The 13,532-nt window shown below is 66.9% G+C and carries 14 protein-coding genes and 1 tRNA gene; 3 read left to right on the top strand and 12 right to left on the bottom strand.

Annotated elements, in window-relative coordinates:
* Nucleotide 1 precedes the first annotated feature (1 nt).
* The 3 genes from ACF8LI_RS04455 to ACF8LI_RS04445 all read right to left on the bottom strand — a co-directional run bounded on the left by ACF8LI_RS04455 (nucleotide 2) and on the right by ACF8LI_RS04445 (nucleotide 1,375).
* Complete coding sequence (locus ACF8LI_RS04455; RefSeq protein WP_016448910.1) at nucleotides 2-124, bottom strand: hypothetical protein; 123 nt, start codon at nucleotides 122-124, stop codon at nucleotides 2-4.
* A gap of 188 nt (nucleotides 125-312) precedes the next feature.
* Nucleotides 313-402, bottom strand: a tRNA-Ser gene (locus ACF8LI_RS04450).
* A 13-nt stretch (nucleotides 403-415) separates the two neighbouring features.
* Complete coding sequence (locus ACF8LI_RS04445) at nucleotides 416-1,375, bottom strand: LysR substrate-binding domain-containing protein (protein WP_017403991.1); 960 nt, start codon at nucleotides 1,373-1,375, stop codon at nucleotides 416-418.
* 186 nt (nucleotides 1,376-1,561) lie between these two features.
* On the opposite strand from ACF8LI_RS04445, the gene ACF8LI_RS04440 reads away from it, so the two are divergent.
* Entirely contained in the window at nucleotides 1,562-1,969 is a 408-nt protein-coding gene (locus tag ACF8LI_RS04440) for a tautomerase family protein (protein WP_392412166.1), read from the top strand.
* 68 nt (nucleotides 1,970-2,037) lie between these two features.
* Here ACF8LI_RS04440 and ACF8LI_RS04435 read toward each other — a convergent pair whose 3' ends face one another.
* On the bottom strand, nucleotides 2,038-2,955 hold the full coding sequence (locus ACF8LI_RS04435) for an SPFH domain-containing protein (protein ID WP_016448907.1): 918 nt from the start codon (nucleotides 2,953-2,955) through the stop codon (nucleotides 2,038-2,040).
* Nucleotides 2,956-3,082: 127 nt separating this feature from the next.
* Nucleotides 3,083-3,508 carry an NfeD family protein gene (locus ACF8LI_RS04430; protein ID WP_016448906.1) on the bottom strand — a complete coding sequence of 142 codons (426 nt, stop codon included), beginning with the start codon at nucleotides 3,506-3,508 and terminating at the stop codon, nucleotides 3,083-3,085.
* A gap of 151 nt (nucleotides 3,509-3,659) precedes the next feature.
* On the opposite strand from ACF8LI_RS04430, the gene ACF8LI_RS04425 reads away from it, so the two are divergent.
* Nucleotides 3,660-6,233: an arginine/lysine/ornithine decarboxylase gene (locus tag ACF8LI_RS04425; protein ID WP_016452397.1), complete on the top strand. Its 2,574-nt coding sequence runs from the start codon at nucleotides 3,660-3,662 to the stop codon at nucleotides 6,231-6,233.
* Nucleotides 6,234-6,320: 87 nt separating this feature from the next.
* On the opposite strand, the gene ACF8LI_RS04420 is transcribed toward ACF8LI_RS04425, so the two are convergent.
* The 3 genes from ACF8LI_RS04420 to ACF8LI_RS04410 all read right to left on the bottom strand — a co-directional run bounded on the left by ACF8LI_RS04420 (nucleotide 6,321) and on the right by ACF8LI_RS04410 (nucleotide 9,769).
* The gene (locus tag ACF8LI_RS04420; protein ID WP_392412164.1) at nucleotides 6,321-7,286 is read right to left on the bottom strand and encodes a Bug family tripartite tricarboxylate transporter substrate binding protein; all 966 of its coding nucleotides are present in this window, start codon (nucleotides 7,284-7,286) and stop codon (nucleotides 6,321-6,323) included.
* Nucleotides 7,287-7,528: 242 nt separating this feature from the next.
* A complete protein-coding gene (locus ACF8LI_RS04415; RefSeq protein WP_013803050.1) occupies nucleotides 7,529-8,776 on the bottom strand; it encodes a CaiB/BaiF CoA-transferase family protein in 1,248 nt (415 codons plus the stop codon).
* A gap of 39 nt (nucleotides 8,777-8,815) precedes the next feature.
* Complete coding sequence (locus ACF8LI_RS04410) at nucleotides 8,816-9,769, bottom strand: hydroxymethylglutaryl-CoA lyase (protein WP_043781550.1); 954 nt, start codon at nucleotides 9,767-9,769, stop codon at nucleotides 8,816-8,818.
* 157 nt (nucleotides 9,770-9,926) lie between these two features.
* Between ACF8LI_RS04410 and ACF8LI_RS04405 the strand changes: the two genes are divergently transcribed.
* A complete protein-coding gene (locus ACF8LI_RS04405; RefSeq protein ID WP_034392130.1) occupies nucleotides 9,927-10,658 on the top strand; it encodes an IclR family transcriptional regulator in 732 nt (243 codons plus the stop codon).
* 24 nt (nucleotides 10,659-10,682) lie between these two features.
* Here ACF8LI_RS04405 and ACF8LI_RS04400 read toward each other — a convergent pair whose 3' ends face one another.
* From ACF8LI_RS04400 to fabI, 4 genes are all read right to left on the bottom strand, one after another.
* Entirely contained in the window at nucleotides 10,683-11,603 is a 921-nt protein-coding gene (locus tag ACF8LI_RS04400) for a ZIP family metal transporter (protein ID WP_016448900.1), read from the bottom strand.
* A 35-nt stretch (nucleotides 11,604-11,638) separates the two neighbouring features.
* Complete coding sequence (locus ACF8LI_RS04395; RefSeq protein WP_012204818.1) at nucleotides 11,639-12,274, bottom strand: superoxide dismutase; 636 nt, start codon at nucleotides 12,272-12,274, stop codon at nucleotides 11,639-11,641.
* A gap of 70 nt (nucleotides 12,275-12,344) precedes the next feature.
* A complete protein-coding gene (locus tag ACF8LI_RS04390) occupies nucleotides 12,345-12,470 on the bottom strand; it encodes a hypothetical protein (RefSeq protein ID WP_016448898.1) in 126 nt (41 codons plus the stop codon).
* A gap of 215 nt (nucleotides 12,471-12,685) precedes the next feature.
* Nucleotides 12,686-13,486, bottom strand: a complete 801-nt coding sequence (fabI, locus tag ACF8LI_RS04385) for an enoyl-ACP reductase FabI (protein ID WP_392412161.1) — start codon at nucleotides 13,484-13,486, stop codon at nucleotides 12,686-12,688.
* Nucleotides 13,487-13,532 lie beyond the last annotated feature (46 nt).

The following is a 13,532-nucleotide window of genomic DNA, read 5'->3' as shown; positions in this document are numbered from 1 at the left end:
CTCAGACACCAGCCTTCTCGAACAGCCGGCGCAGTACCTGCATGGGCAGGAACTTGACGCCGCGCCGCTTCAGCTCGCGGCGAAAGAGGCGCTCCCTCTCGATAAAGTTGATTTTTGGTTTCATCTCGTTCCGGGTGCAAAGACTGAACCGGGCAATCTATCAGCGCAGAGGGGCGCTGCTGTAACACCCTGTCATCGCCCCCTTGATCGAGGGCCATCATCGCCGCGTGCGGCCGTGCAGGCATCGGGCGGACGAAAAAAAGCCCTGGGACCAACGTCGTCAGGGCTTTTTCACTGGCTTGGCGCCATGTCTGGCGGAGAGGGCGGGATTCGAACCCGCGGTGGGGATTAGCCCACACACGCTTTCCAGGCGTGCGACTTAAACCGCTCATCCACCTCTCCGAAGACCGCGATTCTAGCATCGATTTTTTGGGGTGGCCGCGAAGTTTCCTGCATGCGTGATCGATATGCCCTGGACGGCTGGCGCTTCGGGCATGGCCCGTGCCTGCGCCTGCAGCCAGTTGCAGAAGATGTCGAGCCGGGTCTGCACCGCAGTGCTTCGGCGCAGCGCCAGGTAGCGGTAGCCGGAGGCAGTGAAGCCGAAGGGCGCCAGCAGGCGGCCGGCCTGCACGTCGTCCATCACCAGGTGCCAGGGGGCGACGGCCGCGCCCAGGCCGCGCAGCGCCGCTTCCAGCGTGAAGTAGTAGTGCTCGTAGACGGGGCCGGCCGCTGCGGGCGGGGCCATGTCCATGGAGGCGGCCCACAGGTCCCAGGCGTTGCGCCGGCCGCGTGTGTGCAGCAAGGGGAGGCTGGCCAGGTCTTCAGGCTGCTGGAGGCGTCCTGCCATGGCCGGGGACATCACCGGGCCCAGGTATTCGGCGAAAAGAGGCAGGGACGTCTCGTTGTCTGCAAGGGCCTCGCCGCTGTCGTGCGTGATGGCCGTGATGAGCAGGTCGCAGCCTTCGCGTGCAGCGTCGGTGCCGGTGTCGGTAGTGCGCAGGCGCACCTCGATGCCGGGGTGGTGCGCGTGAAAGTCGAACAGCCGGGGGATCAGCCATTTGACGGTGAAGGTGCTGAAGCAGGCCACGTCCAGAGGGCCTTCGTGGGCGTCGCCCAGGCTGCGCACCGCCTCATGGATCTGCTCGAAGGCCTGGGTCAGCGCCGGCTGCAGGGTGCGTGCTGCCGCAGTGAGCGTGGGGCGGGCCTTGGTGCCTGCGAACAGCGGCAGGCCCAGGTGCTGCTCCAGCTGCCTGACCTGGCGGCTGACGGCGCCGGGCGAGACGCACAGCTCGTCCGCCGCCGCCGTCATGCGGCCCAGGCGTGCGGCGGCTTCAAAGGCGCGCAGGGCGGCCAGCGGGGGCAGGCGGCGGGTCATGGGTCGGGTCATGGGTCGGGTCACGGGGCGGGTGGAGGCTATGTGAGTTCCAGGTACATAGAACCGGCCGAATCATCGCTTTTCAGGCCATGGGCCGGTCGGTAGATTTGCCGCTTCGGCCGGCAATTCCTGCGTGGATTCTGGCCGGACTTTCCCTCTCCATTCGATCCCAAAGCACATAGCACCATGCCCTTCGTCCACACCTATCTGCCCCAGTCCACCTCCGCTTCCCAGCGCGATGCCGTCGTGCAGGGCATTCACCGCGCCCTGGTGGAGGGCATCGGCATGCCCGAGGACGAACTGTTCAACATGGTGCATCCGTACGCTCCCGGGCAGTTCGCGTTCAGCCGCAGTTTCAACGGGGTAGCGCGTTCGGATGCGGTGGTGGTGGTCGAGATCACCATGCGGCGCGGGCGCAGCGATGCGATGAAGAAGGCCTTGTATGCGGCCATTGGGCGCAATCTGCATGAAGGGGCGGGGGTGGCGCCGGCCGACGTGTTCATCTTCATGCATGAGAACGACTACTCGGACTGGTCCGTGGGCCACGGGCGCTTCGCCATGGGCCTGGTGCAGCAGGTGGGCGCACCCGCCTGATCCGCACAACGCCGCTGCAATGAAAAACGGGCCGCGATGGCCCGTTGTTCATGGCGTGGCGGCGGCTCTCAGCTGGTGCGCTGGCCGGTCTGGATCATCTTCATGGCCGAGGTGATCAGGCTGGAGACTTCGGTCATGTTGCTGGGCACGATCAGCGTGGTGGTGGCATCAGAGGCGACCTGGCCATAGGCCTCGACGGCCTTTTCGGCGACCTTGAGCTGCACGGCCTGCTCGCCACCGGGCTGGCGGATGGCGTTGGCCACGCGTTCGATGGCCTGGGCCGTGGCGTCTGCGACCGCCTTGATGGACTCGGCCTCGCCCTGGGCCTTGTTGATGACGGCCTGCTTCTCGCCTTCGGAGCGGGCGATGAAGGCTTCGCGCTCGCCCGTGGCGATGTTGATCTGTTCCTGGCGGCGGCCTTCGGAGGCTGCGATCAGGGCGCGCTTTTCGCGCTCGGCCGTGATCTGGGCCTGCATGGAGCGCAGGATTTCGGCCGGCGGCGTCAGGTCCTTGATTTCATAGCGCAGCACCTTCACGCCCCAGTTGAGCGCGGCCTCGTCGATGGCGGAGACCACCTGGGCGTTGATCATGTCGCGCTCCTCGAAGGTCTTGTCCAGTTCGAGCTTGCCGATCACGGAACGCAGCGAGGTCTGGGCCAGCTGGGTGACGGCCATGATGTAGTTGGACGAGCCGTAGCTGGCGCGCATGGGATCGGTGACCTGGAAGTAGAGGATGCCATCCACCTGCAGCTGGGTGTTGTCGCGCGTGATGCAGACCTGGCTGGGCACGTCCAGCGGGATTTCCTTGAGGCTGTGCTTGTAGGCCACGCGGTCCACGAAGGGCACGAGGAAGTTCAGGCCGGGCGTGAGCGTGCCGGCGTACTTGCCGAGGCGTTCCTTGACCCAGGCGTGCTGCTGGGGCACGACCTTGATGGACCGTGCGATGAAGATGGCCGCGATGACCAGAATGACGATGGCGATTTCCATGGTGTCTCCAGGCCCCGGAGGGGCGTTCGGTGAAACAAGAGGGCGGCGGGACGGCTGGCGGATGGTGCCTGCCACTATGCCCGATGCAGATGCCCGCGCCGTGAAGCGCGGGCGTGGGGATGGGCAATCAGAGTTTGTCCACCAGCAGCCGGTTGCCGACGACCTCGGCCACGCGGTGCATGCCGGCAGAGGGCAGGTTGCCCGGACGGCTGATCACGGTCCATTGGGCTCCGCGGTAGCGGACCTGGGCCGTGCCGTCGGAGTTCCATTGCTCGACCATGACGGATTCGCCGACATCGAGGTTGACGTCGCGGTTGCTGGAGGCGGGCTGGCGGCTGGGCAGGCGCCGGCGCACCAAGTAGCAGGCCAGTACGAAGGCGCTGCCGAGCACGGCGGCAATGACGAGCTGGGCAATGGGCGCCAGGCCCATGTGGGCGCACAGCGCGCCGACGATGGCGCCCAGTGCCAGCATCAGCAGATAGAAGCTGCCGGTCAGCAATTCGGCGATGACCAATGCGCCGGCGACGAGCCACCAGATGGTGGAATATTCCATTCCCAGACTCCCTGTTTATGACGGTTGCTTGTGTTTAGTGCACCACATTCTGGGTGAAAAGCCGCACGCTTCAAAGGCGCAATAAGGATATTCCTTACACTTCGCGCCTGTTTCGTTTTTTAGGCCCGCTCAGGTTACGGAGGCTGCCCCCATGAAGTTTCGCTTTCCCATCGTCATCATCGACGAGGACTACCGTTCCGAGAACACCTCGGGCCTGGGCATCCGCGCCCTGGCACAGGCCATCGAGCAAGAAGGTTTCGAGGTGCTGGGGGTGACCAGCTACGGCGACCTGTCGCAGTTCGCGCAGCAGCAAAGCCGGGCCAGTGCCTTCATCCTGTCCATCGATGACGAGGAGTTCTCGCTGGGTGGCGAAAGCGATCCCGTGATCCACAGCCTGCGCAGCTTCATCGGCGAAGTGCGCCGCAAGAACGCCGATGTGCCGATCTACATCTACGGCGAGACCAAGACCAGCCGCCACCTGCCCAACGACATCCTGCGCGAGCTGCACGGCTTCATCCACATGTTCGAGGACACGCCGGAGTTCGTGGCCAAGCACATCATCCGCGAGGCCAAGAGCTACCTGGAAGGTGTGCAGCCGCCGTTCTTCAAGGCGCTGCTGGACTATGCGGAAGACGGCTCCTACAGCTGGCACTGCCCCGGACACTCGGGCGGCGTGGCCTTCCTCAAGAGCCCCGTGGGCCAGATGTACCACCAGTTCTACGGCGAGAACATGCTGCGCGCCGACGTGTGCAACGCGGTGGAGGAACTGGGCCAATTGCTGGACCACAACGGCGCCATCGGCGAGAGCGAGCGCAATGCCGCGCGCATCTTCAATGCCGATCACTGCTACTTCGTGACCAACGGCACGTCCACGTCGAACAAGATCGTCTGGCACCACGCCGTGGCGCCCGGCGACGTGGTCGTGGTGGACCGCAACTGCCACAAGTCCATCCTGCACTCCATCATCATGACGGGTGCGATTCCGGTGTTCCTCAAGCCCACGCGCAACCACTTCGGCATCATCGGCCCGATCCCGCAAAGCGAGTTCTCGGTGGAGTCCATCCAGGCCAAGATCGCGGCCAATCCGCTGCTCAAGGGCGTGGATGCCAAGACGGTCAAGCCCCGCGTGCTGACGCTGACGCAGTCCACCTACGACGGCGTGCTCTACAACACCGAGACCATCAAGAGCATGCTGGACGGCTATGTGGCCAACCTGCACTTCGATGAGGCCTGGCTGCCGCACGCTGCCTTCCACCCGTTCTATGGCAGCTACCACGCCATGGGCAAGAAGCGCGCGCGCCCCAAGCACTCGGTGGTGTATGCCACGCAGTCCATCCACAAGCTGCTGGCCGGCATCAGCCAGGCATCGCATGTGCTGGTGCAGGACAGCCAGACCGAAAAGCTGGACCACCACCTGTTCAACGAGGCGTACCTGATGCACACCTCGACCAGCCCCCAGTACAGCATCATCGCCAGCTGCGACGTGGCCGCCGCGATGATGGAGCCGCCTGGCGGCACGGCCCTGGTGGAAGAGTCGATTCTGGAGGCGCTGGACTTCCGCCGTGCCATGCGCAAGGTCGAAGACGAGTTCGGCGACGACGACTGGTGGTTCGAGGTCTGGGGTCCCGAGAAGCTGGCCGATGAAGGCGTCGGCTCGGCCCAGGACTGGATCATCCGCGGCCAGGACGCGGCGCCCAAGCGCTCCAAGGCCAAGAACGGCAAGGAGTTCGACAACTGGCACGGCTTTGGCGAGCTGGCCGACGGCTTCAACATGCTGGACCCGATCAAGTCCACCATCGTGACGCCGGGCCTGGACCTGGACGGCGATTTCTCGGACACGGGCATCCCGGCCTCCATCGTGACCAAGTACCTGGCCGAGCACGGCGTGGTGGTGGAGAAGACGGGCCTGTACTCGTTCTTCATCATGTTCACCATCGGCATCACCAAGGGCCGCTGGAACACCATGCTGACGGCGCTGCAGCAGTTCAAGGACGACTACGACCGCAACCAGCCGCTGGCACGCATCCTGCCCGAGTTCTGCCAGCAGCACCGCCGCTACGAGCGCATGGGCCTGCGCGACCTGTGCCAGCACGTGCACGAGCTGTACGCCAAGTACGACATCGCCCGCCTGACGACCGAGATGTATCTGTCGGACCTCAAGCCCGCGATGAAGCCCAGCGATGCCTACGCCCACATCGCGCACCGCAAGACCGAGCGCGTGGAGATCGACCACCTGGAAGGCCGCATCACCGTGGGCCTGGTCACGCCGTACCCGCCCGGCATTCCGCTGCTGATCCCCGGCGAGGTGTTCAACCGCAAGATCGTGGATTACCTGCTGTTCGCGCGTGAGTTCGCCAAGGAGTGCCCTGGCTTCGAGACCGACATCCACGGCCTGGTGGAGCTGGAGGACGCGGACGGCGAGGTGCGCTACTACGCCGACTGCGTGGCCCAGGCCGCTCCTGCCCGCAAGGTGCCGGCTGCCGGCAAGTCTGTGGCCGGAAAATCCGCAGCGGCCAAGGCGGCGGCCAAGCCGGCTGCCAAGGCTGCGGCAAAGCCCGCTGCCAAAAAGGCCGTGAAGGCTGCTGCCGTCAAGGCGCCGGCCAAGCGCCCCGCAGCGGCCCGCAAGGCCGGGTCGGCGCCGGAAGTCGGCACGGCCGCCAAGCCGGCGCGCGGCCGCAAGATGGTGCAGGTGGGCGATGATGGCCCCTTCGGCCGCACGATCTGATCGGCTGGCCGGCTGACGACGGCCCGTCAAAAAGGCGCGGTCCCCGCAAGGGGCGCCGCGCCTTTTTTCTTGCCCGCTGTTTGCCGCTCACTCCAGGCGGATCCTGGCATCGCGGATCAGCGCGGCCCAGTCCGTCTGCTCCTTGAGCAGGTACCGGGCCGCGTCCTGCATGCTGCCGCCCAGGGCCGTGCTGCCCTCGGCCTGCAGTTGCTGCTGCACGGCGGGCTGCTGCAGGGCCGCGTTCACGGCGGTATTCATCTTCTGCACGACGGCGGCCGGCGTGCCCTTGGGCGCGACGATCAGCTTCCAGTCCACGGCCTCGAAGCCTGCATAGCCCGATTCGGCCACCGTGGGTACCTCCGGCAGGATGGGCAGGCGCCTGGCCGAGGTCACGGCCAGGGCGCGCAGCTTGCCGCCCTTGAGCAGCGGATAGACGGCCTGGGGCGTGCCGAACATGTAGTGCGTCTGCTTGCCCAGCAGGTCGGTCACGGCCGGCGCTGCGCCCTTGTAGGGCACGTTGAGTACCTGGATGCCGGCCTTGAAGGCCAGCATCTCGCCGGCCAGGTGGCCTACCGTGCCCGTCGATGCCAGGCCCTGGCGGATGCCGCCCGGGTCGGCCTTGGCGGCCTTGACCAGGTCTTGCACCGACTTCCATGGCGAGTCCTGCGGCACGACCAGCACCGTGGGCTGGGCGGCGACCAGGGCCACGGGGATCAGCTCGGTGCGCGGGTTGAAGGGCATGCTGGGCAGCAGGGCGGGGTTGATGGCGAGGTTGGCGGTCTGGCCCATGCCGAAGGTATAGCCATCCGGCGCGGACTTGGCCACGGCATCCAGGCCGATGTTGCCGCCCGCGCCGGGCTTGTTGTCCACGACCACGGTCCATTTGTTCAGCGTGCCCACGCGCTCGCTGATCTGGCGCGCGACCGCGTCCGTGCCGCCGCCCGGCGTGTAGGGCACGACCATGCGCACGGCGCGTGAGGGCCAGTGGTCAGGCTGGGCCTGGGCCGCCAACGGGAGCAGGGCGGCAGCCAATGCGGGCAGGGCGCACAGCATCAACTGGCGGCGCGGGGCGGAACAAGGGCGGGCCTGGGTCTGTGTCAGTGTCTGTATCTGTTTTTTGGGCGGCCGGGTTGCGGTGGATGGCGGGCACGGTGTTGTCTCCGGGAATTTTTGGGAAAAGGCCTCCCCGCCGGGCGCGCGGCAAGCGTCGTCCGGTGTGGGGTGGATGGGGTGCAAGGTTGCAGGGGCGCCGCGCGCCGGGTGGACGGCGGCGCCTTCAGCGGCTCAGCCTGGCGTCAGTGGGAAGCCTTGGCGTGGCTGTCGGTGGCGTCGCCCCGGGCCAGGGCCAGGGCCTGCTCGCTGCTGTAGCCCAGGGCGGTGAGGATCTCCAGGCTGTGCTCGCCCAGGCGCGGCGGCGACAGGCGCACATCCAGGCGCTTGCCGTCCAGCGTGAAGGGCAGCAGCACGGTCTTGGTTTCGCGACCATCGGGCAGGGTGATGGGGGCCAGCGCGCCCGTGGCGTTCAGGTGCGGGTCTTCCAGCAGGTCCTGCGGGCGTGCGATGGGCGCGAAGGGCAGGCCGTTCTTCTCGAAGATCTCCGCAATGTGGGCGGCGCTGTGCGGGGCCATCTTCTCGCGCAGCAGCGGCATCAGCCAGCTGCGCGCCAGCACGCGGTCGTTGTTGCTGCCAAGGCGCGGATCGTCGCGCAGCTCGCCCAGGCCGAAGGCGTCGCAGAACAGGCGCCAGGCGCCATCGCTGACCACGGCCAGGAAGATCTGCTCGCCGTCCCGGACTTCGAACACGTCGTAGATGGCCCAGGCCGAGATGCGTGCCGGCATGGGCGCGGCCGGCTTGCCGGTGACGGCGAACTGCATCATGTGCTGGGCGACCAGGAAGATGTTGTTCTCGAACAGCGCGCTTTGCACTTCCTGGCCGCGCCCGGTCTTCTCGCGCTGGGCCAGGGCAGCCATCGCGCCCATGGCGCCGAACATGCCGCCCATGATGTCGTTGACGCTGGCGCCCGCGCGCAGCGGGTCGCCGGGGCGGCCCGTCATGTAGGCCAGGCCGCCCATCATCTGCACCACTTCGTCCAGCGCCGTGCGGTGCTCGTAGGGGCCGGGCAGAAAGCCCTTGTGGCTCACGTAGATGAGGCGCTCGAAGCGGTCCTTGAGGCTGTCGTAGTCCAGGCCCAGCTTGCGCATGGTGCCGGGCTTGAAGTTCTCGCAGACCACGTCGGCCGTGGCGATCAGGCGCAGCGCGGCCTGCTTGCCTTCCTCGGTCTGCAGGTCCAGCGTCAGGCTTTTCTTGTTGCGGTTGAACAGCGGGAAAAAGCCCGAGCCCGAGCCCAGCAGCTTGCGCGTGGCATCGCCGTCGCGGCCGTGGCCCACGGGCTCGATCTTGATGACTTCGGCGCCCAGGTCGGCCAGCATCATGCCGCAGGACGGGCCCATGACCATGTGGGTGAACTCGACCACGCGGATGCCTGCGTAGGGCAGTGGCGTGGCCTGGCCTGCGGCCGTGTCGGGGGAGTTGGGTTGGCTCATGGAAAAACGGTGAATGAATGTGTGGTTTGTCGCTGCGGCTCAGGCCGGTGCGTAGATGCGGGGCACAAAGCCCTTGGGCAGTCCGGCCAGCGGCGTCATGCCGTGCAGCTCCTCGCCGGGCAGGCCTGCGGCCAGGGGCTGGCGGGCGGCGATCAGGCGATCGATGTCCACGCCGGTGCGGATGCCCATGGCCTCGAACATGAAGACCAGGTCTTCGGTGACCACGTTGCCCGAGGCTCCGGGCGCATACGGGCAGCCGCCCAGGCCGGCCAGCGAGGCATCGAAGGTGCGCACGCCGGCCTCGTAGGCGGCCAGGCAGTTGGCCAGGCCCAGGCCGCGCGTATTGTGCATGTGGGCCGCGCCTGCATGTTCGCCCAGCTCGGCGCGCAGCCGTGTGAACAGGCGCCGCACCTGGGCCGGGTTGGCCATGCCCGTGGTGTCGGACAGGCCCGATTCATCGGCGCCCGCCGCCACGCAGGCCAGGGCCAGTGCAATCACTTCGTCCTCGGGCACCAGCCCTTGCAGCGTGCAGCCGAAGGCCGTGGAGATGCCCGCCTCGATCAGGGCCTGCGGCGCGATCTCGTCGCGCAGCGCTGCAATGGCCCGCACCTCGTCCACCATCTGCATGGGCGTCTTGCGCACATTGGCCATGGAGTGCGCGGGGCTGGCCGAGACGGGCAGCGTGACCTTGTGGGCGCCGGCGCGCAGCGCGGCCTCGGCGCCGCGCAGATTGGGGGCCAGGGCCATCACGGTGACGCCCGGCAGGGTGATGGCCTGGGCGACCACCTCGGCCGCGTCGGCCATCTGCGGCAGCAGCTTGGGCGAGACGAAGGAGCCGACCTCGATCTCCTGCAGGCCTGCATGGGCCAGCGCGGCGATCCAGGCCAGCTTGTGCGCCGTGGACATGGTGGAGGCCACGGACTGCAGGCCGTCGCGCGGGCCGACTTCGCTGATGAGTACGTCAAAACGGTGGGAGGACATGGGCAGTTGCATCCGGTGGTGGGTGTCGATGGTGGCGGATTCACCTGTTGACATCGGGGTTCTGTGTGGTTCTAATAGATAGAACTATATTCTCTCTATTGAAATATTCCCTGCTGCACGCGCCATCGTCAAGCCTGCGTGCCTGGGGTTTTCCCTTGGGTGCCTTTTTATGCCTCGCAAATCAGTGACGGAATCGGTGGCCGACGAGAACGCCGCGCCGGGCGGCGTGGCGGCCGTGGACAGGGCCTTGAGCCTGCTGGCAGCGTTTCGTGACGGCGACGACGGGCTGACGCTGGCCCAGTTGTCGGAGCGCACGCGCCTGTACAAGAGCACCGTGCTGCGGCTGCTGGCCTCGCTGGAGCATGGCGGCTGGGTGCTGCGCATGGATGACGGCCGCTACGCCGTGGGCCCGGCCGTGGCGCGGCTGAACACCGTCTATGCCCGGCATTTCTCGCTGGACAGCGTGGTCATGCCCGTGCTGCGCACCCTGGTGCAGGCCACGGGCGAAAGTGCGGCCTACCACGTGCGCCAGGGCCAGGACCGGCTGTGCCTGTACCGCGTGGATTCGCCCCATCCCGTGCGCGACCATGCACGCACGGGCGATCTGCTGCCGCTGGGCCAGGGCGCAGGCGGGCGCGTGCTGTCGGCTTTCGACACCGAACTGTACGCCGCATCGCGCGGCGGCAGCCGCACGCAGCTAGCCCGTGTGCGTGCCGATGGCTACTGCGCCATGGTGGGGGACAGGCACCGCGAGATCGCAGGGATTTCGGCCCCCGTGTTCAAGCGCGATGGGGAATTGGCAGCGGCGCTGACACTGACCATGCCAGCCCACCGCTATGAAGAGCGCCACGCCCGCCATGTGCTGGCGGCGGCGCGGGAACTGGGGCTTTTGCTGCCCTGAGCCAGGCGTGCGCGGTGCGCTGGCTCAGCCCAGGGCCGTGTCCAGCACCATCATCAGCACAAAGCCCAGCATGAGGCCGCCCGTGGCAAAGGCCTCGTGGCCCTTGCGGTGCGACTCGGGAATGATTTCGTGGCTGATCACGAACAGCATGGCGCCTGCCGCAAAGCCCAGGCCCCAGGGAAGCAGCGCGGCCGAGCCGCTGACGATGACTGCGCCCAGCACGGCGCCCAGCGGCTCCACCAGGCCCGATGCCATGCCCAGCGCCACGGCAAAGCTGCGCTTGTAGCCCGCAGCCAGCAGGGCCACGGCGACCACCAGGCCCTCGGGCACATCCTGGATGGCAATGCCTGTGGCCAGCGCATTGGCGCGCAGTCCGTCGTTGCCCGCATAGCCCACGCCGATGGCCAGGCCTTCGGGCAGGTTGTGCAGGGCAATGGCAAAGACGAACAGCCAGGTGCGCTGCAGCTTGCGCGCGCCTTGCGGGTCCAGGCCTTCGCGGCCCTTGATGAAGTGCTCGTGCGGCAGCAGCCGGTCCATGAGCATGAGCGCCGCGCCGCCCAGCAGGATTGCCGTGCCGATGACAGCGCCTGCCGCCCAGCCCCCGCCCCCAAACAGGCCCTGCGTACGCACCGCTTCCAGCCCCGGCAGGATCAGCGAGAAGGCGCAGGCCGCCAGCATGACGCCGGCGCCAAAGCCGAACAAGGTGTCCTGCGTGCGCTCGGACAGGCGCTGGGACAGCATCACGGGCACGGTGCCCAGGGCTGTCGCCAGCGCGGCTGCCGAGCCGCCGGCCAGGGCCTGGAAGACCACCGGATGGTTCTGGGCATAGGCCCAGAACTGGCTGGTGAGCGCCCAGGCGCCGGCCATCATGATGGCCAGGCCGATCCACAGGCGGATGTTGGACCGTACGCTGGTCTTGGAGCGGAAGCGTTGTGGCAGATCCATGCTGGTCGAGGTCAGAGGTTGGCGTTGCGGACCGTTCAGCCGCGTGCGGCGGCGTAGCGGCGGGCCACTTCGGCCCAGTTGACTACGTTGTAGAACGCCGCGATGTATTCAGGGCGGCGGTTCTGGTACTTGAGGTAGTAGGCGTGTTCCCACACGTCCAGGCCCAGGATGGGGGTGGCGCCGGAGCCGATGCCGGCCATCAGCGGGCTGTCCTGGTTGCCACTGCTTTCCACGGCCAGCTTGCCGTCCTTGCCCACCACCAGCCAGGCCCAGCCGCTGCCAAAGCGCGTGAGCGCGGCCTGGGTGAAGGCGGCCTTGAAGGCATCGAAGCCGCCCAGTTCCCGGTCAATGGCCTGTGCCAGTTCGCCCGAGGGAGCACCGCCGCCGCCCTGGTCCACCGGGGCCATCACGGTCCAGAACAGGCTGTGGTTGGCATGGCCGCCGCCGTTGTTGCGCACGGCGCCGCGCACGCCTTCGGGCAGCAGGGACAGGTCGGCGATCAGCTGCTCCACGGGCTGGCTGCCGTGCGGCGTGTCCTTGAGTGCGGCATTCAGGTTGTTCACATAGGCCTGATGGTGCTTGGTGTAGTGGATCTCCATGGTCTGCGCATCGATATGGGGCTCCAGCGCGTCGTAGGCGTAGTTCAGGGGAGGCAGGGTGTAGTTGCTCATGTGGTTTCTTTCAGGGACTACGGGGGAAATCGGTGCGTCGTAAGGCGTGTGGGGGGGGCGAGACCTGCAGTCAGTGCGCCAGCCGCGAGGGCAGGGCCGTTGCCGCGATGTCGAAGACCCGGGACGAGGCCTGCAGTGCAGCATCGATGGGGGCTGGAACGGGAGAGGGCAGGCTGAGGTCAGGGGTTGCTTGCATCTCTGCTGGCTCCGAGGGTTTCAGAGATTCCTTGATATTGATCTGAGAATTGTATTATTCATGAGAATCATTCTCATTCAAAACAAAAATGACCTCAGTCAAGCCGATGTGTATTTCCTTGCGCGTGCAGGCAGGTCCCGCAGTCGTGGGTTCCGGGCGAAAAAAAGCCCCGCAGGCGGCAATGCCTGCGGGGCCGGTCGGGTGGCGGTGGCCGCTTAGACCTGGTCGGCCGACAGGCCTGCAGTCTGGCTGAAGCCGCCGTCCACGTAGGTGATCTCGGCCGTCACGCCCGAGGCGAGGTCGGACAGCAGGAAGGCGGCCACATTGCCCACATCCTCGATGGTCACGTTGCGGCGCAGCGGCGATGCATCGGCCACGCGGCCCAGCAGCTTGCCGAAGTCCTTGATGCCCGATGCGGCCAGCGTCTTGATGGGACCGGCCGAGATGCCGTTGGCGCGGATGGCGCGGCCGTCTGCCGTGCGGCCCACGGCCTCGGCCAGGTAGCGCACCGAGGCTTCCAGCGATGCCTTGGCCAGGCCCATGGTGTTGTAGTTGGGGATGGAGCGCAGCGCGCCCAGGTACGACAGCGTCAGCAGCGAGGACTTGTCATTGAGGTAAGGCAGGGCCGCCTTGGCCATCGCGGGGAAGCTGTAGGCGCTGATGTCGTGCGCGATCTTGAAGCCCTCGCGCGACAGGCCTTCCAGGAAGTTGCCGGCGATGGCCTCGCGGGGCGCGAAGCCGATGCTGTGCACGAAGCCGTCGAACTTGCCCCAGGTGGCGCCCAGGTCGGTGAACAGCTTGTCGATCTGGGCGTCGTCAGCCACGTCGCAGTCGAAGATCAGCTTGGAGTCGAATTCTGCGGCGAACTCGGTGATGCGGTCCTTGAAGCGCTCGCCCACATAGCTGAACGCCAGCTCCGCGCCCTGTGCGTGGCAGGCCTTGGCGATGCCGTAGGCGATGGAGCGGTTGGACAGAACGCCCGTGATCAGCAGTTTTTTACCGGCGAGAAAGCCCATTGTTGTTCTCCAGAGGAAGTGAGTGGAAGTGCGCAGCAGCTGGCGG

The organism is Delftia sp. WSY_12 (genome assembly GCF_043104645.1).
In the GTDB taxonomy this organism is placed as follows: Bacteria; Pseudomonadota; Gammaproteobacteria; order Burkholderiales; family Burkholderiaceae_C; genus Comamonas; species Comamonas tsuruhatensis.
This window is presented reverse-complemented; position numbering and strand designations above follow the sequence as displayed.

Coding starts and splice junctions, on each gene's coding strand:
- ACF8LI_RS04425 (WP_016452397.1), top strand. CDS start 3,660: ATGAAGTTTCGCTTTCCCATCGTCATCATCGACGAGGACTACCGTTCC.
- ACF8LI_RS04405 (WP_034392130.1), top strand. CDS start 9,927: ATGCCTCGCAAATCAGTGACGGAATCGGTGGCCGACGAGAACGCCGCG.
- ACF8LI_RS04390 (WP_016448898.1), bottom strand. CDS start 12,470: ATGCAAGCAACCCCTGACCTCAGCCTGCCCTCTCCCGTTCCAGCCCCC.
- ACF8LI_RS04440 (WP_392412166.1), top strand. CDS start 1,562: ATGCCCTTCGTCCACACCTATCTGCCCCAGTCCACCTCCGCTTCCCAG.
- ACF8LI_RS04415 (WP_013803050.1), bottom strand. CDS start 8,776: ATGAGCCAACCCAACTCCCCCGACACGGCCGCAGGCCAGGCCACGCCA.
- ACF8LI_RS04400 (WP_016448900.1), bottom strand. CDS start 11,603: ATGGATCTGCCACAACGCTTCCGCTCCAAGACCAGCGTACGGTCCAAC.
- ACF8LI_RS04445 (WP_017403991.1), bottom strand. CDS start 1,375: ATGACCCGCCGCCTGCCCCCGCTGGCCGCCCTGCGCGCCTTTGAAGCC.
- ACF8LI_RS04395 (WP_012204818.1), bottom strand. CDS start 12,274: ATGAGCAACTACACCCTGCCTCCCCTGAACTACGCCTACGACGCGCTG.
- ACF8LI_RS04455 (WP_016448910.1), bottom strand. CDS start 124: ATGAAACCAAAAATCAACTTTATCGAGAGGGAGCGCCTCTTTCGCCGC.
- ACF8LI_RS04430 (WP_016448906.1), bottom strand. CDS start 3,508: ATGGAATATTCCACCATCTGGTGGCTCGTCGCCGGCGCATTGGTCATC.
- ACF8LI_RS04435 (WP_016448907.1), bottom strand. CDS start 2,955: ATGGAAATCGCCATCGTCATTCTGGTCATCGCGGCCATCTTCATCGCA.
- ACF8LI_RS04420 (WP_392412164.1), bottom strand. CDS start 7,286: ATGCTGTGCGCCCTGCCCGCATTGGCTGCCGCCCTGCTCCCGTTGGCG.
- ACF8LI_RS04410 (WP_043781550.1), bottom strand. CDS start 9,769: ATGCAACTGCCCATGTCCTCCCACCGTTTTGACGTACTCATCAGCGAA.
- fabI (WP_392412161.1), bottom strand. CDS start 13,486: ATGGGCTTTCTCGCCGGTAAAAAACTGCTGATCACGGGCGTTCTGTCC.